This is a genomic window from Streptomyces sp. NPDC028298 (genome assembly GCF_055565895.1).
In genome coordinates, this window is sequence record NZ_JBVHTL010000001.1 from 1,428,944 (window position 1) to 1,448,486 (window position 19,543).

General features: G+C 72.0%; 16 protein-coding genes. 3 read left to right on the top strand and 13 right to left on the bottom strand.

All coding sequences use genetic code 11. The annotated features are described in order from the left end of the window. Positions 1-179: 179 nt before the first annotated feature. A complete protein-coding gene (locus ACZ4TO_RS06310; protein ID WP_382788748.1) occupies positions 180-917 on the bottom strand; it encodes a GntR family transcriptional regulator in 738 nt (245 codons plus the stop codon). A gap of 128 nt (positions 918-1,045) precedes the next feature. Between ACZ4TO_RS06310 and ACZ4TO_RS06315 the strand changes: the two genes are divergently transcribed. Beyond that, positions 1,046-2,059 carry a Gfo/Idh/MocA family protein gene (locus ACZ4TO_RS06315; RefSeq protein ID WP_382788225.1) on the top strand — a complete coding sequence of 338 codons (1,014 nt, stop codon included), beginning with the start codon at positions 1,046-1,048 and terminating at the stop codon, positions 2,057-2,059. 130 nt (positions 2,060-2,189) lie between these two features. Here ACZ4TO_RS06315 and ACZ4TO_RS06320 read toward each other — a convergent pair whose 3' ends face one another. The 11 genes from ACZ4TO_RS06320 to ACZ4TO_RS06370 form a co-directional block, all read right to left on the bottom strand. Further along, entirely contained in the window at positions 2,190-2,684 is a 495-nt protein-coding gene (locus tag ACZ4TO_RS06320) for a hypothetical protein (RefSeq protein ID WP_382788227.1), read from the bottom strand. 31 nt (positions 2,685-2,715) lie between these two features. Continuing rightward, positions 2,716-3,891, bottom strand: a complete 1,176-nt coding sequence (locus tag ACZ4TO_RS06325) for a cytochrome P450 family protein (RefSeq protein ID WP_468023563.1) — start codon at positions 3,889-3,891, stop codon at positions 2,716-2,718. A 42-nt stretch (positions 3,892-3,933) separates the two neighbouring features. Beyond that, complete coding sequence (locus ACZ4TO_RS06330) at positions 3,934-4,605, bottom strand: response regulator (RefSeq protein ID WP_382788231.1); 672 nt, start codon at positions 4,603-4,605, stop codon at positions 3,934-3,936. A gap of 341 nt (positions 4,606-4,946) precedes the next feature. Then, positions 4,947-6,218: a sensor histidine kinase gene (locus ACZ4TO_RS06335; RefSeq protein WP_382788233.1), complete on the bottom strand. Its 1,272-nt coding sequence runs from the start codon at positions 6,216-6,218 to the stop codon at positions 4,947-4,949. Positions 6,219-6,446: 228 nt separating this feature from the next. After that, positions 6,447-6,839, bottom strand: a complete 393-nt coding sequence (locus ACZ4TO_RS06340) for a guanyl-specific ribonuclease (RefSeq protein WP_382788235.1) — start codon at positions 6,837-6,839, stop codon at positions 6,447-6,449. Between the two features lie 170 nt (positions 6,840-7,009). Beyond that, positions 7,010-7,618, bottom strand: coding sequence for a dihydrofolate reductase family protein (locus ACZ4TO_RS06345; RefSeq protein ID WP_382788237.1), 609 nt, complete (start codon positions 7,616-7,618; stop codon positions 7,010-7,012). A 124-nt stretch (positions 7,619-7,742) separates the two neighbouring features. Beyond that, positions 7,743-8,555 (bottom strand): AIM24 family protein, encoded by an 813-nt coding sequence (locus ACZ4TO_RS06350; RefSeq protein WP_385048591.1) that lies wholly within the window; start codon positions 8,553-8,555, stop codon positions 7,743-7,745. A 157-nt stretch (positions 8,556-8,712) separates the two neighbouring features. Continuing rightward, entirely contained in the window at positions 8,713-9,549 is an 837-nt protein-coding gene (locus tag ACZ4TO_RS06355) for a calcium-binding protein (RefSeq protein WP_468023564.1), read from the bottom strand. Between the two features lie 281 nt (positions 9,550-9,830). Beyond that, positions 9,831-11,213, bottom strand: coding sequence for an MFS transporter (locus tag ACZ4TO_RS06360; RefSeq protein ID WP_468023565.1), 1,383 nt, complete (start codon positions 11,211-11,213; stop codon positions 9,831-9,833). A gap of 390 nt (positions 11,214-11,603) precedes the next feature. Next, a complete protein-coding gene (locus ACZ4TO_RS06365) occupies positions 11,604-13,259 on the bottom strand; it encodes an amidohydrolase (RefSeq protein ID WP_468023566.1) in 1,656 nt (551 codons plus the stop codon). A 258-nt stretch (positions 13,260-13,517) separates the two neighbouring features. Further along, positions 13,518-14,477 carry an Lrp/AsnC family transcriptional regulator gene (locus tag ACZ4TO_RS06370; protein WP_382788247.1) on the bottom strand — a complete coding sequence of 320 codons (960 nt, stop codon included), beginning with the start codon at positions 14,475-14,477 and terminating at the stop codon, positions 13,518-13,520. Between the two features lie 151 nt (positions 14,478-14,628). Here ACZ4TO_RS06370 and ACZ4TO_RS06375 point away from each other — a divergent pair, with 151 nt between their 5' ends. After that, entirely contained in the window at positions 14,629-15,651 is a 1,023-nt protein-coding gene (locus tag ACZ4TO_RS06375; protein WP_468023567.1) for a C-terminal binding protein, read from the top strand. Then, a complete protein-coding gene (locus ACZ4TO_RS06380; protein WP_382788251.1) occupies positions 15,648-16,445 on the top strand; it encodes a class II aldolase/adducin family protein in 798 nt (265 codons plus the stop codon). Before ACZ4TO_RS06375 ends, ACZ4TO_RS06380 begins: the two co-directional genes overlap by 4 nt. A gap of 117 nt (positions 16,446-16,562) precedes the next feature. Here the strand turns inward: ACZ4TO_RS06380 and ACZ4TO_RS06385 are convergent, their stop codons facing one another. Next, the gene (locus ACZ4TO_RS06385; RefSeq protein ID WP_468023568.1) at positions 16,563-19,379 is read right to left on the bottom strand and encodes a M4 family metallopeptidase; all 2,817 of its coding nucleotides are present in this window, start codon (positions 19,377-19,379) and stop codon (positions 16,563-16,565) included. Between the last annotated feature and the right edge of the window lie 164 nt (positions 19,380-19,543).

A 19,543-nucleotide genomic window follows, 5' to 3' on the forward strand; every position in this document is an offset into this window, starting at 1 on the left:
CCGTGCCCTTCTTGCCGTGCTCTTGGTGTGCCGGGCCGTGAGGACCGGCCCGGGGGCCCTCCGGCGGGCCCGTGCGGACCGGATTCGCACCGGCCCAAACGGCCAAGTATCGATCATTGGGATCATCCGCCCAAATCACGGTTCCCGCGCGCGCTGGGAGACGGCCTCCGGGAGGCGGGTCAGGGCCGTACGAGGAGCTGGAACTCGAAGGAGTAGCGCGAGGCGCGGTAGATGTGGGAGCCGAACTCGACGGCGCGGCCGGTGTCGTCGAACGTGGTGCGCTGCATGGTGAGGACCGGGGCCCCGGCCGGCTCGCCGAGCCGCTCCCCCTCGTCCGCTCCGGCCGCGCGGGCCCCGACGGACTGGCGGGCGCTGTGGAGGGTGATGCCGGCCCCGCGCATCAGCCGGTAGAGGCCGGTGGCCTCCATGCGGTCGCTGTCGAGTTCCAGCAGCCCGGGGGGCAGGAAGTTGCAGAGGTACGCCATCGGCTCCCCGTGCGCGAGACGCAGCCGTTCGACGCGGTGGATCTCGCTGCCCTCGGGCACCCCCAGTGCGGCCGCGACCTCGGTGGACGCCGGTTCGACGGTGTTGACGACCACCTGCGTCGCGGGGCGCTGGCCGGCCGACTCCAGGTCGTCGTAGAGGCTGCTGAGTTCGAGGGGGCGCTTGACCTGGCTGTGCACGACCTGCGTACCGACGCCCCGGCGCCGCACGAGCAGCCCCTTGTCGACGAGGGACTGGATGGCCTGGCGGACCGTGGGGCGGGACAGACCGAGCCGCGCGGCGAGCTCGATCTCGTTGCCGAGGAGGCTCCCGGGGGTCAGCGCTCCGTGCTCGATGGCGGCCTCGAGCTGCTGCGAGAGCTGGAAGTACAGCGGGACCGGACTGGTGCGGTCGACGCCGAGCTGGAGCGACACGGTCGGATCCACAACTGGTTTGGCCACGGATCGAGCGTAGCCCCGGGACATGTTGACGGGAAGTTGTGAAGTTCGATTGTCCGGACAAACCATTGACAGCGCGACGGGTCGCCCCCCAGTTTGTTCCCATGCGCATCGGACTCATCGGAGCGGGCCGTATCGGTACATTTCACGCGGCCACTCTCAGTCGTCACCGTGAGGTCGGAGGCTCCCTCATCGTCACGGACGCGGATCCCGTACGGGCCCAGCGGCTGGCGGACCGACTGGGCGCGACGGCGGCGCCCACCGTGAACGAGATCTTCACCTGGGGCGTGGACGCGGTGGTCATCACGGCCGCCACCTCGGCCCACGCCGAACTGATCGGCCGGGCGGCACGCTCCGGACTCCCGGTCTTCTGCGAGAAGCCCATAGCTCTCGACCTGGCGGGCACGCTGGCCGCGCTCGCCGAGGTCGACGCCGCGGGAACGGTTCTGCAGATGGGCTTCCAGCGCCGCTTCGACGTGGGGTACACCGCCGCCCGCGAGGCCGTGCGCTCGGGCCGGCTCGGCCGGCTGCACACCGTGCGCGCGATGACGTCGGACCAGTCGCCGCCCCCGGCCGACTACCTCCCGCTCTCCGGCGGTCTCTACCGCGACTGCCTGATCCACGACTTCGACATGCTGCGCTGGGTCAGCGGCCGCGAGGTCGTCCAGGTGTACGCGACCGGCTCCGACGCCGGGCCCCCGATGTTCCGCGAGGCGAACGACATCGACACCGGCGCGGCCGTCCTCACCTTCGACGACGGCATGCTCGCGACGGCGACGGCCACCCGCGTGAACGGCGCCGGCTACGACGTGCGCATGGAACTCTCCGGCGAACTGGACCAGATCGCCGTCGGTCTGGACGACCGCACGCCGATCGCCTCGACCGAACCGGCCGGACCGCCGCCCGCGGACAAGCCGTGGACGGGCTTCCTGGAACGCTTCGGCCCCGCGTACGAGGCGGAGCTCGCCGCGTTCGTCGAGGTGGTCCGCGGCGAGCGCGCCAATCCCTGCGACGGCCGCGAGGCACTGGAGGCACTGCGGATCGCCGAGGCCTGCGAAGTGTCCCGGCGCGAGCGGCGCCCGGTGTCTCCGGCGGAGATCCCGGGCGGCAGGCTCTGACGACCGAGGGGTCTCGTTCGCTCCCGGGAGGCGGCGGTCGCGAGCCGGCGCGAGGCGTCCGGCGCCAGGCGGCCCGTCCGACGCTGGGCGGCCGGGCGCGAGGCGGCCGGGCCCCCCGCCGTCCGGACCCTCACCCCAGGAGCCGGACGGCGGGGGTCTCGCCGTCGAGGCCGAGCCGCCGGTCGCAGTGCTTGCACGTCAGGTGGTGCGGCCGGACCTGGTTGGTCTGGATACTCGCGGTGCCCGACTCGTCCGCCTCCGGGCAGTGATAGGCGAGGTGCAGCCGCACCCAGGGGTGGCTGGTGGGCGCGGCGGCCTTCCGGTCGTCCCGCGTGTCGGTGAAGGGCGCCCACCAGAAGTCGACCAGCGCCCGGACCGCCAGCCGCTCCCGGCCGCTCGTGGTGTCGAACGCCGCGATCCTCCCCGCGGTGTGGTGGCGCTGGAGGCCGCTGCGGCTGCCGGAGCACAGCGCCTGCTCGGCGCCGCGCTCGAACACCGTGGTCCGTCCGGTCCGCTCGCAGATGAAGCAGTCGAGGGTGAACTCCAGCAGGGAGCGCCAGTAGAGGCGATGCCGGGAGTCCTCAAGACCGGTCAACTCCGCGGTGATCTCCGCCGTACGCAGCACGGGCGACGCTCCTCACACGGCACCGGGCCGCTCACCAGCGCACCGGCATCCGGCGCACACCTCTCATCAGCATGCCGGGCAGCCAGCCGCTCGGCGGCCCGTCGAGCGCCAGGTCCGGGCACCGCTCCAGCAGGGAGCGGAGGGCCACTTGGGCTTCGAGCCGGGCCAGCGGCGCGCCCAGACAGTAGTGGATGCCGTGCCCGAAGGCGAGATGACCGCGGGACTCACGCCGGAGGTCGAAGCGGTCGGGCTCCGGATAGCGCGCCGCGTCGCGGTCGGCCGCGCTGAGGCCGATCATCACCTCTTCCCCCGCCGCGATCGCCGTGCCACCGATGTGGAGCGGTTCGGCGGCATAGCGGAAAGTCGCGTTCTCCACCGGGCCGTCGTGGCGCAGCGTCTCCTCGATGACGCCGTCCAGAAGCGTCATGTCCGCCCGGACCGCGGCCAGTTGGTCCGCGTGGCCGAGCAGGGCCCGGACGGCGCCGGAGATGAGATTGACCGTCGTCTCGTGTCCGGCGACGAGGAGCAGGAACGCCATGCCGCGCAGTTCCCCCGGCGAGAGCCGGTCGCCGTCCTCGGCCGTGGTGCGGATGAGACCGCTGAGCAGGTCGCCGGAGGGACCCGCGCACCGCTTGTCCTCGATGAGTTCGTCGAGATAGTCGGCGAGTTGGGCCCAGGCCTTCTGCTCGCTCTCGGCGCTGGTGGGAGCGACCGTCTCCGTGGACAGGGCGCGGAAGGCGGCCCGGTCCGGCTCGGGCACCCCGAGCAGCTCGCAGATCACGGTCAACGGGAGCGGATAGGCGAAGGACTCGACGAGGTCGGCCTGGCCGCGCGGAACCATCGCGTCGAGCAGTTCGTCGGCGATCTCCTGGATCCGCGGGCGCAGGGCCGCGACCCGCCGGCCGGTGAACTCGCCCGCGATCAGGGTCCGGAGCCGGGTGTGCTGCGGTGGGTCGGCGAACAGCATGTGCCTGCCGATCAGTTCCTCTCCGTAGAAGAGGAACCCCGCCGTGTCCGGGTTCTTGGCCAGCCGCGGGTCGGCGAGCGCGGCCCGCGCCTCCTCGTACCCCACGACGAGCCAGGTCTCATGCGTCGCCTCCGGCGCCGGCAGTCTGACCCGGTGCACCGGACCGAGCGCGCGTAACTCGGCGTAGACCGGATGCGGATCCTCGGTGAACCGCGCTCCGTACTCCCCCAGATCGATCACGACTCTCCTCCCGTCACCCCGCTCAACGCGCGAGCACCCCGCTCAGTGCCCGTCCTCCTCCAGCAGTCCGGCGTCGTACGCCAGCAACGCGATCTGCACGCGGTTGTTGAGGCCGAGCTTGGCGAGGATGCGGGAGACGTGGGTCTTGACCGTGGCGACGCTCATGAACAGTCCGGCCGCGATCTCCGCGTTCGACCTGCCCCGGCCGACCTCGACGGCGACCTCGCGCTCGCGCTCGTTCAGTTCCGCCATCCGGGAACGGGCGCCGGACCTGCGGGTGTCGGCGGTGGAACCGGCCGCGTGCGCCATCAACTGGCGGGTGACGGCGGGCGACAGCACCGGGTCTCCGGCCGCGACCCGGCGCACCGCCGAGAGGATCTCCGCGGGCGGTGTGTCCTTGAGGACGAACCCGGCGGCGCCCGCGCGCAGGGCCCTCAGCACCTGTTCGTCGGCGTGGAAGGTCGTCAGGACGACGACCTGGGGCGCCTCCGCGCGCTCGCGCAGCCGCTCCGTGGCCGTCAGTCCGTCGACGCCGGGCATCCTGATGTCCATCAGGACGACGTCGGGGCGGGTGCGGTCGACGAGTTCCTCCACCTCGCTGCCGTCGGCTGCCTCGCCGACGATCTCGACGTCCTCGGCGCCGCCCAGCATGAGGGCCAGCCCCGCCCTCACCAACGGATCGTCGTCCACCAGCACCAGCCGAATCCCAGTCATCCCCTCACCCAACCAGCTCCCCAAGCCTTGTCTCGCCCCCTCCGCCCCTACCCGACCCGACCCCGGGGCTCCGCCCCGGACCCCGCTCCTCAAACGCCGGAGGGGCTGAATCTTGCCCCCGCTCTCGAACAGTGGGCGGATGCGGCCGGGGATTCGGGACTGCACCTGAGCCAGAGCGCACCCGCAGTCGGCGACGCACGGAAGGGGACGTGCCGGTACATCAAATGCCCGCAGGCCGGACGGATCGACACCCACCCGCGCCTCGAAACCCCGCTGAGATCCGTTCGGATGCGGGCGGATGTACCGGCGCGGCCCCGCCCCACCCACCGGACCCGACCCGGCTACACCCTCCACGGCAACCAGGCCTCCACCCGAAACCCACCCCCCACACCCCCGTGCTCCAACCGCCCCCCGGCCAACGTCGCCCGCTCCCTCAGCCCGATCAGCCCCTGCCCGGACCCCGGCACCCTGGGCACCGGCCCCGGCGGGGCGGGATGGGCGACGGTCACGGTCAGCCCCGAGCCCGCAGCGCCCCGCACCGTCACCGTGACCTCCGCCCCCGGCGCGTGCTTGCGCGCGTTCGTCAGCCCCTCCTGGACGATGCGGTACGCGGTCCGCCCCACGGACGCGGGCACCGCACCCGGATCGGCGACCCCGTTGTCGAGGACGACCTTGGCACCGGCCGACCGCGACTCGGCGACCAGCCCGTCGAGCGCCGCCAGCGTCGGCTGCGGCCGCCCCGCCTCGTCGGAGTCCCCGGCCCGCAGCACCCCGATGATCTCGCGCAGATCCTGCAGGGCCTCGTGCGCGCTCTCCCGGATCACTCCGGCGGCCCGGGCGACCTCGTCCCGGGGCGCGTCGGGCCGGAACTCGAGCGCTCCCGCGTGCACGCTCAACAGCGTGAGCCGGTGCGCGAGCACGTCGTGCATCTCGCGCGCGATCGCCTCCCGGGCGAGCCGCTGCGCCTGCTCGGCCCGCAGCGCCGCCTCGGTCTCGGCCCGCCGTGCCCGGTCCCGCAGACTCAGCATGAGCTGGCGCTTGGACCGTACGAACATGCCCCAGCCGACCACCGCGGAGGTGAGCAGCGCGGTGACGGCGAGGGCGGCGAGGTAGGGCAGGTCGGGGTCGGGCCGCAGCCAGAAGAACGCCGGAAGCAGCGCGAGCTGCACGCCGGCGACCCAGGCCACGTAACGGAAGGGCCGGTGCACGGCGAGGGTGAACAGGGCGACGAGCCCGGCTCCGCCCGCCGTGTTGGAGACCAGTCCGACCGGGATCATGGCGACGGCCAGTCCCAGCGGCCACCGCCGGCGCAGCCAGACCGCCGCACAGGCGAGCACACCGATGAGCTGGTCGGCGACGGCGTACCAGTGCGGGATGCCGGGGTCGTCGCTCACGGTGTTCGCGGCCGCGAGCCCGATCGCGACGGCCAGCAGGAAGCAGCCGAAGTCGACGACCCAGTCGCGCACGGTGCGCCGGGGCCGCCCGGAGGGCCCGGCGCGCTCGGCGTCGGGATCGAGGTCGGCGGCCACGGCGGACGGCAGCAGCCAGCGCCGCGCGGCCATGACCGGCGCTGGAACGTCACGCGGCGCGGACGCCGGATGGTCACCACTCACGGTCGACAAATCTACGCAGCCGAGGCCGCCGCCACCTCCCCGCGAGCCCCGCCCGCGACCAAAGTCGGCCCGCTTCAGACTTTCGTCTCTCGTCCGGTCGGGGACCGGCGTCCCGCGACACCGGCCGGACGCGCCTCGCCCCGCGGCCGATGCGCGAGGGGGGTCCGCGGGGCGAGGTTCATGCCATGAAGCAGGTACCGGAGACGCTCTACAGCGTCGCGCTCGGCGTCAGCAACCGAAGTTGATCAGCTTGAACGTGACGTAGTGGTCCGAGGTGTAGTAGTCCTCCAGGGTCTTCTTGCCGGTCACGATGCGACGGGCACCCCGCGTCGAGGAGCCGGGCGTCTTGACCGTGTACTCGTGGTAGTAGCCGGTGGACTGGCTGGGCAGGACGCCCTCCCGGTTCTGGAAGACCGCCCCGTCCTGCGAGTACGGGAAGGGGCCGCCGGAGTCGATCAGGTCCAGCGTGTCGTACGCCTGGGACGGCAGCGCGCTGTAACAGATGCTGCCGACGGAGGCGGCCGCCGCGTTGGCCGGAGCCACGACGGTGCCACCGACGAGCAGGGCGGACATGAGGGCCACGAGGGCGCCGATGCGGGTGGTTCGTGGGGGGAATCTCATGCATCCACAATGACGCGCGTAGATGACATGTCAATGTCAAGCTCGTTGATTTCTTCGGTCGACTCCGAGGTGTTTTCCGGCAGCGGCCTACCGCGCGAGGGCCGGCAGTCGACCTACGGCACGAGAGCCGGCCGCCGGCCCAGGAGGCCGGCGGCCGATCGCCCGAGGACTCAGTAACTGCCGTACGTCGGCCGGCCCTCGCGCTCGTACGTGTTGATCGCGATACCCGAGCCGGTGATCGTGCCGCCGGTGCGCCGGAACGCGGTGGGGGCGGCGCCGTCGGCGAAGAGGCGGCGGCCCTCGCCGAGCACGACGGGGAAGGTCATCAGGTGCAGGGTGTCGATCAGGCCGAGCGCGAGCAGGGACTGGGCGAGGACGGCGCTGCCGTGGATCTGGAGCTCGCCCTCGGTGCGCTCCTTCAGGGCGGTGACCTCCTTGCCGAGGTCGCCGCTGATCACGGTCGTGCCCTCCCAGGCGGGGTCGGTGAGCGTCGAGGAGGCGACGTACTTGGGCAGCGCGTTCAGTTTGGACGCGATCGGGTCGGCCGGGTCGGTCATCTTCGGCCAGTAGCCCGCGAAGATCTCGTACGTGCGCCGGCCCAGGAGGAACGCGTCCACATGGGAGAAGTTGTCGACGACGAAGCGCCCGAAGTCGTCGTCGCCGAAGGGAACGCTCCAGCCACCCTGGCCGAAGCCGCCGCTGCGGTCCTCCTCGGGACCGCCCGGCGCCTGATGGACTCCGTCGATGCTGACGAACGCGGTGAGGGTGAGCTTGCCCATGACGGTGCCTGCTTCCTGACGGTGGGATCTGCTGACATCAGGACAGACCCCACCGGTGCCCGCAACTCATCGGTCCGCACCGAAGTCGCCCGGCGCCGCTGCCGGGCGACGCCGGGCCGGGGGCTCACCCCGCGTCGGTGGAGAACAGCCCGCCCGTCGGACCCTGCTTGTCGCCGCCCTGGGCCTTCCTCAGGGCGTTGGCGAGGCTCTCGATGGTGAGGGACTGGAGGATCACCCGTCCGCTGCCCTCCAGGGTGGCCAGGGACAGGCCCTCGCCGCCGAAGACGGCGTTCATCAGGCCCTGCCGGTTGAGGCCGCCGATGCGCTGGATGCCGTACCGGATGCCCTCCTCGAAGGCGACCACACAGCCCGTGTCGACCTCGATGCGGCCGCCGAAGTCGGCCGGGTTCAGGTCGATGAAGTTGCCCGCGCCCGCGATGATCACCGTGCCGTGGCCGGTGAACTTCTCCAGGACGAACCCCTCGCCGCCGCTGCGCCCGGTCCGGCCGCCCTGGAAGGCGATGCCGAACTGCACCGTCGACTCCGCCGCCACGAAGGCGTCCTTCTCGGCGAACCACGCGCGCGTGCCGTCGAGCTCCAGGGCGCGCATCTCGCCGGGCAGCACGCCCGCGAAGCCGACGGTCCCCTCGCCGCCCGTCGACGTGAAGTACTGGAACGCCAGCGACTCGCCCGCGAGGGCGCGCTGACCCGCCTGCATGGCGGTACCCACGGCCTGGCGCAGCATGCCGCCCATACCGCCACCGCTCGGCTGGCCGCCGCCCCCGCCACCCGAGGGCCCGGAGAGCCGCGTCTCCATGGTCACGTTGGTCGTCTTGAACAGGAACTTTCCCGCTTCGCAGTACACGGTCTGGCCGGGGCTCAGGTTGACGACGGCCATCTGCATGGCGTTGCCGACGATTTCTTGCTGAAGAGTCACGCCGTGAGAACGCGGGAAGCGGAGCGAAGAGTTCCGCTCGTCCGGATGACGTGCGGGCGACGGCCGCCCGGCCAGTCCGGGGGGCGGGTCGGGCCGGGTCACCCGCCCCCGTCCGGACGACAGTCGGGGGCGGGCGTCCGGGAGCCGGGGCGGGACGCTAGTTCTGGAAGACCGCGTCGGTGCCCGCGCCGCCGGAGAGCGTGTCCGTGCCCGTACCGCCGTGCAGCACGTCGTTGCCGGTGTTGCCGTAGATCGTGTCGTTGCCGCCGTCCCCGTACAGCTTGTCGTCGCCCTTGCCGCCGTACACGAGGTCGGCGCCGGCGCCCGCGCGGATGACGTCGTTCCCGTCGTCCCCGTACAGGCCGGGGTCCTGCGCCGAGGCGGTTCCGGTGAGCGTGTCGTCGCCGGGGCCGCCGTGGCAGGCGGAGGAGCAGCCCGTGAGCGTGTCGTCGCCCGCGCCGCCGAACGAGCCCTCACCGTAGACGCCGCCGCCCCCGTCGAGGCGGTCGTCGCCGTCCTCCCCGTACAGCTTGGACCCGGAATTGCCCTTGAGGACGTCGCGGCCCTTGCCGCCGTGGACCGTGTTCAGCGTGGGGCCGGAGAGCGTCGCGGTGTCGTTGCCGTCGCCGAGGTAGGCGTCGAAGTAGTCCGTGTCGTTGGTGCCGCCCACGCCGACGGATTTCGTGCACTCGGCGACCTTGTGGTCGGTGGGCGACGGATAGCGGCACTGGTCCGTGGAGAGGGTGATGTCGTACGTGTCGCGGAATGTGATGAGGACGAGGTAGTAGTCCTCGGAGTCGACGTCGACTTCCTTCGTCGTGACGTTCAGCTTGTTGGTCTGTCCGGCGGCGGCCTGGTACCGGAATTCGCCCCAGCTGGTGCGGCCCAGGGTGGCCGAACTCGTGGCCGCCTGGGCGGTGGACGCCACGAGCACGCCCCCGCCGAGGGCGAGCGCGAGCGAGGTGGCGGAGGCGATGGTCCTTAACGTGCGCATACGGAAATGACCCTTCGGGAAATCGGCGAGCGGAGTGTTGTTTCCGGTTCACGCGGTGGGACACCGCGCCGCGGGCGGGGGTTGTAATGGAATGCGGTTCATTTCCGACGGACGGTCCCGATTTCCCTGCCCTTAACTCGGGCGACACCGTCTGGTGGCCCGAGCCGCGGGGCCGGAGGGCGACATGGACGACACACGCTCTCCCGGCGCCGGGAGAGAGAACGGCTCGGGGCCGCCCCGGATGTCCGGGGCGGCCCTGAGGTCGGTGGAGGTGATCCGGCTCAGACGCCGGCGGTCGCCGGCTCCGGCGCGGTGGTCGGTACGTCGGTCGTCACCCGCCGCCGGTGGTACGTCCGCAGCCGCAGCGTGCACCAGATGCCGATCACGGAGGCCGCCATCAGGGCGACGGCGGGCGGCCAGTACGCGCCGCCGGCCAGCGAGGACAGCCACACCGCGGTGACCGGTGCGAAGCCCCCGAACACCAGGTTGCAGACCTGGTACGAGAGCGAGATGCCCGTGTACCGGACGTGCGGGGCGAAGCCCTCGGCAAGGATCGCGGCCATCGGCCCGTACAGCGCCGACATCACGAACCGCATCGCGAGCATCATCGCGTAGATCAGCGCGACGCTTCCGGTGTTCATGACCATGAACTGCGGGATCGAGAGGAGCACGACACCCGCGAGGCCGCCGACGACGACCTTGTGCGAGCCGATCCTGTCACCGAGCAGGGCCAGGAAGGGCGTGACCAGGAGTTCCAGGAACGCGGCGAGCGAGAGGCCGTTGAGGAGCATCGACTCGGACAGGTGCCGGTCGTCGGTGCCGTACGAGAGCAGGTAGCTGGTCACGACGTAGTAGCCGCCGGTCGCGGTGGCCAGGGAGAAGACGCCGACCAGGACCGTCCGCCAGTCCTTGCGCAGCACTTCGGCGACGGGGAGCTTGCTGACGGCGCTCTGCTTGCCGCCCTGCTTCCCGGCCTGCTCGTTCCGCTTCTGCTCGGCGTGGATCTCGTCCATCACCGGCGAGTCCTCCAGCTTGGTGCGCACCACCAGGCCGATGCCGACGAGGACGGCGGAGGCCAGGAACGGTACGCGCCAGCCCCACGAGTCGAAGGAGGCCTCACCGAAGAGGTTCATCAGGCTGAACATGCCGGTCGACAGCAGCGCGCCGACGGACGAGCCGAGCTGGGCGAAGGAGCCGAAGAAGGTGGCCTTGCCCTTGGGGGCGTTCTCCACCGCGATGAGCACGGCGCCGCCCCACTCGCCGCCGATCGCGAGGCCCTGGATCAGGCGCAGCACGATCAGCAGGACCGGGGAGAGGACGCCGACCTGCTGGTAGGTGGGCAGCAGACCGATCGCGAAGGAGGCGAAGCCCATCATCAGCAGGGTGATGACGAGGGTCTTCTTGCGGCCGACGCGGTCACCGATGTGACCGAACACGATGCCGCCGAGCGGGCGCAGCAGGAAGCCGACGGCGAAGGTGGCGAAGGCCGAGATCGTCTTCAGGGAGGTCGGCATGTCGGCCGGGAAGAAGACGTCGTCGAACACGATGGCCGCGGCCGTGGCGAAGGCGTAGAAGTCGTACCACTCGATGGACGTTCCGGACAGGGCGGCGAGGGCCGTTCTGAACGGGCTCTGCGGAGTGCGCGGGGTGGTGCGGTCCGGCACGGGGACCTCCGGCGGAAGAGTGCGGTCGGGGACGGGAACTGCGGCGGTGTGGGGGCTGGTTCCGGGGTGGTTACCGGACCCGGCGACCGGGCCACGAACGGGATCGTCCGGCCGCCGGGAGACGAGGGGTACGCGAGACGAGGCCCGCGGCGGATCGGCACCGCGGGCCCTGGGCCGCGCCGCCGGCTGCCGTGCGGCACCGCGGACCGGTGGGCCGGCGCCGCAGACCCGGGGTGAGCGCCGCCGACCAGGGAGCGGCGCCGCGGATCGCTGGGCCTGCGCGACAGGCCCGCGGGCCAGCGGGCCAGGACAGCGGGGCGTGGGCCAGGGCCGGCGCCGCGACCGGTGGGTTGCGGCACAGGCCGGTGGGTCCGCGCCGCTGACCCTGGGTCAGCGGTCGGGGGCCGCCCAGGCCCGGTGGCCGCCGATCCAGGTCTCGCGGACCCGGATGCCGGTGAGTTCGTCGACCGGCACGGTCAGCGGGTCGGCGTCCAGGACGCAGAAGTCGGCGAGCATGCCCGGCGCGAGGGCGCCGACCGCGTGCTCACGGTGCAGGGCGGCGGCCGCCGCACCGGTGTGCGCGTGCAGACCGGCCTCGACGGGCAGGCGCAGCGACTCGTCGCCGAGGACGGTGCCGAGCACGGTCCGGCGGGTCGCCGCGGCGGCCACGGCCTCCAGCGGGGCGGGCGGGGCGACCGGCGCGTCCGAGGAGAAGACGACCGGGACCCCCGCTCCGGGGCAGTGGCCCGCCGGGTTGTAGCGGTGGCCCATGTCGCCGATCGCGGTCAGGGTGCCGTCGCCGGTGCGCAGGTGGTGCTGCGGCTGCATGACGGGGATGACGCCGAGCTCGCCCATGCGCTCGATCTGCTCGTCCGTCGGCAGCCCGGAGTGCTCGATGCGGTGGCGCATGTCGTCGCGCGGGCGGTCGGCCTGCGCCTTCTCGATCGCGTCGAGCACCATGCCGATGGCGTACGGGGACTGCGCGTGCGTCGCCGTCTGGAGGCCCGCGGCGTGGGCGCGGCGGACGATCTCCGCGTACTCCTCGGCCGAGTGGTAGAGCTGGCCGTGGTGGCAGCAGTCGGCGGCGTAGCCCTCGGGGAAGTAGGCGGTCCAGCCGCCGAGGGTGCCGTCGGCGTAGAACTTCACGCCCTGCACGCGGAACGTGTCGTCGCCGAAGCCGCGTACCGCGCCGAGTTCGAGGGCGGTGTCGAGCAGCGCGGACGTCAGGTAGGCGGAGACGCGCATGCGCAGGCTGCCGTCGGCGTGGGCGCGCAGGTAGGTCTCCATCTCGCGGCGCGAGACCTGGGCGTCGCCGATCGTGGTGACACCGGCGGCGAGGAAGACCTCCTGGGCGCGCAGCAGGTGGTCGGCCATGATGTCGTCGGGCTCGGAGAGGTGGAAGTTCGGTCCGTGGTTGCCGATCTTCACCCCGGCCGGGCCGGTGAGCAGGTCGCAGGCCGCGTCCCAGAGCTGTCCGTCGGGCTCCCCGTCCTCGAAGTGCCCGATGCTGCCGCCCTCGGGAGAGGGGGTGCCGGCGGTGATGCCGCAGGTGCGCAGGGCGTGGGAGTTGACGACGCCGCCGTGGCCGGAGGCGTTCATGACGTAGACCTCGCGGTCGTCGGCGACGCGGTCGAGGTCGTGGCAGTCGGGATGGCGGCCCTCGGCCAGGCGCCGGTGTTCGTAGCCGAAGCCGCGGACCGGGACCCCGGCGGGCAGGTCGCGCCCGGCTTCGCGGAGCACCTCGACCATCGTGTCGATGTCGCCGACCCGCTCGGGCCGCAGGTCGACCCAGGCGAGGGCCTGCCCGTACATGACCGGGTGGCAGTGGGCGTCGACGAAGCCGGGGTGGACCAGGCCGCCGTCCAGGACGAGTTCGGTGTCGGCGTGGCCGCCGAGGGCCGCGCGGGCCTCCTCGGCGGTGCCGACGTGCACGACGCGGTCGCCGCGGACGGCGAGGGCCTCGGCGCGGACCGAAGTGCCGGGGACGGCCACGGCGGCACCGGTGACGAGCAGGGTGCGTTCGGGGGATGCGGACGGACGGGGCATGGCTGGCCTGCTTTCGACCGGGAGGTACGGGGGGGTACGCCGACAGACGATTCGACTTGGAGAACCATAGATAGCGAACGACTGGTTGACCAGAGGGTCGAGTGAAGAATGTTTGGTAAGTCGAATCACGTGATGACTTACGTATCGACTGCGACGCCCCCGAACGCACCCTCGGGTCGGCGGTCCGGGCCCGTCAGGCCGGCGCTCCGGGTCGTCGGCCCATGGTCCGGGCCGCCACAAGCCGGCGGCCAGGACCCCTCAGGCCGGGCGCGGCCCCATGTCGTACCGCTCCTTGATCAGTTCCAGATGGAGCCAGCTCTCCACCTCGCGGACCTCGGGCAGCTCCCGCATCTCCTCAAGCGTGGCCCGCACGGCCGCGAACGACTCCGCCGTGATCGTGCCGACCAGCTCCGCGCGCCCCAGGCACGTCGACAGGAACGTCACCCGTTCCAGAGCGGCCACCCGCTCCGCCACCCGAGCGGCCGTGCCGGCCACCCGCAGGCTGAATCCGCACAGGTAGCCCATGCCGAGCACGTCGGGCCGCACCAGTGCGACCACCTTCGCCACACCACCGTCGAGGAGGCGCAGCGTGCGCGCGCGGGTGGCGCCCGGCGACAGGCCGACCCGGCCCGCCAGCTCGGCGAACGGGAGCCGCCCGTCCTCCTCCAGCTCCGCGAGGATCCGCCCGTCCAGCTCGTCCTGGAGCGCCACCGTCGGCTCCTGGGCCAGCAGATACGGGTCCTTCACGTGCCGCGTCGCGACCAGCGGGTCCACCGTGCGCACGCCCTCCATGGCCCGGATGCGCTCGATGGTCCGCTCCAGCTCTCCGAATCCGGCCGTACGCAGCTCCGTCATGATCGACCGCCGCCCGCTGGTCAGCGTCACGAAGGGTGCCTGGGGAAGTGCCGCGATCGCACGGGCGACCGGTGCGGCGGCCCCCTCCGTGTCGATGGCCAGATGCGCCGACGCGGTGAGCCGGTGGACGGCCGGATGGGCGATCGCCACGATGCGCACGGCTCCCGACTCCTGCAGCCGCTGCACCCGCATCCGGGTCGCCGGGCGGGACAGCCCCACCTGCTGGGCCAGCGTCTCGTAGGTCAGCCGGCCGTCGGCCTGAAGCCCACGCACGATCGCCAGGTCGGTCTCGTCGAGATCCACGGGCAGGTCCCCTCGGTCCTTGGTCGGCCCGGCCGGGAGCCCGGCCGGGTCTGTGCTCATTCTCGGACAGCACGCGAAGGCCCCGGACGGCGGCCGCATCGCCGTTGCCGCCGAGACCCCGAACAATCATCTCGTCCAGGGTGGACAAGAGGAACGGTCGAAACGTAAGTTGCGTGCCGTTATGGCAATCGAATCATCTATGGAGCGTGCCGTGTCGCGACCCGTGGCAGTGATCACCGAGACGGAGGAGCTGGACCCCGGTCCGGCCCTGGAACTGCTCTCGGAGGCCGGTTTCGACGCGCGATTCGTCGGCAGCCGCGCTCCCGAGGCCATCGCCGCCGCCGCGCACGACGCGGACGCGCTGATCGTCGGGTACGCGTCGGTCGACGCGGCCCTCCTCGACCGGCTGCCCAGGCTGCGGATGCTCGCCACCATGTCCGCGGGCCACGACATGATCGACACCGTCGAGGCGGCCCGCCGGGGACTGTGGGTGGCCAACCTGCCGGACGCGGCCACTGAGGACGTCGCCGTGCACGCCCTGGCCCAGGCGCTCGCGCTCGTCCGGCGTCTCCCGCAGGCCGACGCCGTGGTCCGGGGCGGCGGCTGGAACGCCGATTTCACCGAAGTGCCGCGCCGTGCGAGCGAGTTGACCCTCGGCCTGGTGGGCTTCGGGCGGATCGCCCGTACCCTCGCCCGGATCGCCGCCCCGCTCTTCGGCCGGGTCGTCGCCCACGACCCGCACGCCACCGAGTGGCCCGAGGGCGTCGAACGGGCCGACCTGGACACGCTGGTCTCCGAGGCGGACGTCCTCTCGCTGCACACCCCGTCCACCGCGCGGACCCGCGGGATGGTCGACGGGCCGCTGCTCGCGCGTATGCGGCCCGGCGGCTTCCTCGTGAACGTCTCGCGGGGCGACCTGATCGATGCCGGTGCCGTGCTGGCCGCCCTCGACAGCGGCCGGCTCGCGGGCGCCGCCCTCGACGTCTTCCCCTGCGAACCACCCGCCGCCGAGGACCCGTTGCGCCGCCATCCGCGCCTCCTGCTCTCCCCGCACAGCGCCTTCCGGACGGACGCCTCGCTGCGCGCCTACGTCACCGGACCCGCGCACAACGTCATCGCCTGGTGGACCACCGGACGCCCGCACACCCCGGTCGTCGTCCCCGCGACGGCCACCGCCCCCGAACCCGCCGCCACCGCCCCCCGCACCGCCAGCACGCAAGGAGCCCCCGCGTGACCGACCTCCTCACCAGCCCCGTCAGCGCCGCCACGGCGGACGCCGCCGCCGAGGAACTGCGGCTGCGCCGCGAACTCGCCGCCGTCTACCGGCTGGTCGCCCACTTCCGGATGACCGACCTGATCTTCACGCACATCTCGCAGCGGCTGCCCGGCCCCGACAACCACTTCCTCATCAACCCGTACGGGCTGCTCTTCGAGGAGATCACCGCCTCCAACCTGGTCAAGATCGACCTCGACGGCAACCCCGTCGAACCGAGCCCGCACCCGGTGAACCCGGCCGGATTCGTGATCCACAGCGCGATCCACCGCGCCCGCCCCGACGCGCACTGCGTACTGCACACCCACACCAAGGCGGGCTGCGCCGTCGCCGCCCAGCGGGGCGGTCTGCTGCCCCTCAACCAGATGTCGATGGAGTTCCACAACCGCGTCGGCTACCACGACTACGAGGGCGTCGCCCTCAACCTGGACGAGCAGGAGCGCCTCGTCGCCGACCTCGGCGGCCACCCCGCGCTCGTCCTGCGCAACCACGGCCTGCTGACCGTCGGCGACAGCGCCAAGCAGGCGTTCCTGCGCATGTACTACCTGGAGAAGGCCTGCGAGATCCAGGTGACCGCCCAGGCCGGCGGCACCGAGCTGATCATCCCCTCCGACCAGGTCGCGGAGTACACCGCCCGCCAGCTCACCGGTGAGGGCGGGGCCTCCTCCGACTTCGAGGACCACGACGCCTACGACCTCGCCTGGGCCGCCCTGCTGCGGCTCGCGGAGCGGATCGCGCCGGACCACAAGGACTGAGCGAGAGCCGGGCGCGGACGGCACGGCCGACCGCGTACAGGAAAGGCGGCCGACCGCGTACAAGAGGAGCGGCCGGACTCCCCCGGGGCCCGGCCGCTCCTGTCCGTGCGGGTCAGATCAGCACCGGCCCGCCGGACGGTCCCGCTTCACGAGGTTCGTGTAGCCGGTGGTGCCGTCCAGCCACAGGACGCGCTGTCCGCCGTCGGCGGCCGCGTACACCTGGTCGCCGCGGTCGCAGGAGACACGCTGCACGCCGCCCGTGCCGTCGGACGCCGCCTGGTACAGCTTCGGCAGCGTGTCGTTGGCCCACGAGGTGGCCGGGGGCAGCGAGCCGACGGTGACCGCGTCGTCCGAGGCCGTCAGCGTGTAGGCGTACAGCGAACTGTCGGCGGACTCCGGGACGACCGTGGTCGGGCCCGAACCGTCGAGCGCGGCCCGCTTGACGGCGGCCTGGCCGGTGTCGGTGGCGTCGTCGTCCTCGATCCAGGTGACACCGTCGTCGGTCAGAGCGGTCTGCCCGATGCCGATCGCCCTGCTCTTGTCGACCGGCATCAGCGTGATCCTGCCGGTGGCGGTGTCGAGGACCTCGACGCCGAGCTTGTAGCCGTCGGACTCCGCCCACATCTTCGCGTAGGCGATCTTGCCGTCACGGACCGAGGGCAGCGCGGTGGCGACGGCGTAGCTGCTGTTGACCTGCTTGGCCTCGCCGGTCCTGATGTTCAGGTACCAGACGTGCTGGAGACCGTAGTACGGGTCCGGCACGGTGTAGGCGAGGATGTCGCCGTTCAGCACGAGCCCGGAGACGTTGGCGGCGGTGCCGCCGACGACCTTGTCGACGCCGCTGCCGACAGGGCGCACATGGAAGGAGACCGAGGTCGAGCCGAACTCGGCCCAGGCGACGTTCTTTCCGTCCGTGGTGGCGTAGACGTTGTAGTCGCCGTTGTTCGGACTCTTCTGCTCCGGCGTGCCCTTGCCGCTGGTCTTGCCGACCCACACCGAGTACGGCTCGCTTCCGTCCTCGTTGGAACGGGAGAGCGCGTACGTGCCGTTGCCCGCGCTCACACCGGTACCGGCGACATTGACCTTGGACAGGATCGTGTCGGCGTCGACGCCGAGCGCCTTCTCCCAGCCGGGCACGATGCCGTGCGCGTCGAAGGAGGTCTTGACTGTCTTCAACTGGGCCTTGGTGACGCCCAGTTCCTGAGCCGCGGCGACGACCGCGGCGCGGCCCTCGGTGAAGCCGTCCAGCGGGGTCATGTACGCGGACAGCGCGCGGTAGACGATCCGGTCGGCGAGCTCACCGCCGAGGTCCTGGCGCATGTCCCACAAGGCCCCGGAGAAGATGGTGGAGTTGAGGTGCACGCCGCCGTTGTCACCGCGGAAGCTGACGCCGATGAAGTTCTTCGAGGTGGTGGCACCGTCGTTCAGGTCGCGCAGGGCGCACTCGCGCGGGCTCTTGGTGGTGCACAGGTCCTCGCCGAGGAGTCCCGCGTCCGGGTCGTCCATCGACTGATGGTTGGCCTCCAGGTCGATGGCGTTGCCGAAGTAGTCCGCGAGGGCCTCGTTCATGGCGCCGGACTGGCCCGCGTAGACCAGGTTCGCGGTGTGCTCGACCACACCGTGGGTCATCTCGTGGCCGACGACGTCGGTGTCCGCGGAGAACGTGCGGAAGTCGCCGCTGCCCTGGCCGTACACCATCTTGGTGCCGTCCCAGAAGGCGTTGTCGTAGGGCTGCCCGTTGGAGGTCACGCCCACCAGGGAGTAGATGAAGCCGTTCTTGTCGTCGAGACCGTTCCGGCCGAAGTGGTCCTTGTAGTAGTCGTAGACCTTGCCGGCGGCCCAGTGGGCGTCGACCGCACCCGAGTCGGTGTAGTCCTCGCCGAGGTCGGTGGTGGCCGACTGGAAGGTCTTGATGCCGCTCGGCCACACCCCGGACGCGGTGGAGACGTCACGGCCGCGGGCGTCGTAGGTGGCGATCATCTCGCCGTTGTACGGGCTGTCCGCCGCCCGCTTGCTGTAGTCGATCATCTCGTAGACACCCTTGGTGTCCTTGTACAGGTTGAGCTCGGTCTTCTCGCCGTTGTAGCGAACGCCCGTGCCCTTGACCACCAGCTGGTCGGCGGCCGCGGCGGCGTCGGCGTCACCGGCCGGCGCGGTGCCCGCGGTGGCGTTCGCGGCGGTGCCCGTCGCGCCGAAGGTCTCGATGCCGCTGTACTGCAGCACGGGGAAGCCGGAGCGGGCGTCGATGTACACCTCCTGCCGCACCGGCGTGCCGTCGCCGGTGCCGGCCCCGGTGACGGTGATGTGCCGGGTGAGCACGCCGGTGCCCCGCGGCAGGATCGTCAACCCCTGTTCCTCGCCCGTCAGTTGCAGGCCGGCGGCCTTCTCCCCCTTGGCCGGGGCGTGCAGCAGCCCACCGCTCTGCTGCGTGGTGACGGCGGCGACCGCGCGCTCGATCGCCGTCTTCTCGGAGACCTTCGGGGCGACCGAGCCGAGCTTCAGGCCGGTGAAGTAGTTGCCGGAGGTGCCGGTGACGGTGCGCTTGCCGTCCTTCGCGGTCATCCGGACCAGATACTGGCCGCCCAGGACGGGGACGCCCTTGTACCTCTGCTGGAGGCGGACCGTCTCCTTGCCGCCCTTCTCGGTCGTGGTCCCGGCCGAGACCAGGCCCTTCGCCGAGGTGTCGGCTATGTGGTACCGGCCCTTCCTGGCCCTGAGGTGGCCGCGGGCGGCGTCGGCCGCGGTCCCGGTGACGGCGGCCTCCTCGTGCAGCCCGGTGACGAGCGAGGGCGTGTCGGTCCCGGTGCCCGGCGTCACGCCGGACGCGTCGGACGTGGTGGCCGCGGTGGCCGTGTCCGCGTGGGCGGCCGGCACGGCCGTCACCAACAGGCCCGCGGCGGCGAGCAGTGCCGCCGTCCCCTGGCCGACGGACATCCCGCCGTGCCGCTGCCTCGCTGTGGCTGATCTCCTGCGTCCTGCACTCCGCACGGTTGCCCCTCCGGTGTCACAGCTGCGTGAACGGATATCGGATGCGGACATGCAAATGCCGGAGCGGGGGTGTGAACAATGCGTTCCGGGTGCGCACTTGTGTACGTGCA

Coding starts and splice junctions, on each gene's coding strand:
- ACZ4TO_RS06370 (WP_382788247.1), bottom strand. CDS start 14,477: ATGAGCACAGACCCGGCCGGGCTCCCGGCCGGGCCGACCAAGGACCGA.
- ACZ4TO_RS06385 (WP_468023568.1), bottom strand. CDS start 19,379: ATGTCCGTCGGCCAGGGGACGGCGGCACTGCTCGCCGCCGCGGGCCTG.
- ACZ4TO_RS06340 (WP_382788235.1), bottom strand. CDS start 6,839: ATGAGATTCCCCCCACGAACCACCCGCATCGGCGCCCTCGTGGCCCTC.
- ACZ4TO_RS06345 (WP_382788237.1), bottom strand. CDS start 7,618: ATGGGCAAGCTCACCCTCACCGCGTTCGTCAGCATCGACGGAGTCCAT.
- ACZ4TO_RS06365 (WP_468023566.1), bottom strand. CDS start 13,259: ATGCCCCGTCCGTCCGCATCCCCCGAACGCACCCTGCTCGTCACCGGT.
- ACZ4TO_RS06355 (WP_468023564.1), bottom strand. CDS start 9,549: ATGCGCACGTTAAGGACCATCGCCTCCGCCACCTCGCTCGCGCTCGCC.
- ACZ4TO_RS06315 (WP_382788225.1), top strand. CDS start 1,046: ATGCGCATCGGACTCATCGGAGCGGGCCGTATCGGTACATTTCACGCG.
- ACZ4TO_RS06330 (WP_382788231.1), bottom strand. CDS start 4,605: ATGACTGGGATTCGGCTGGTGCTGGTGGACGACGATCCGTTGGTGAGG.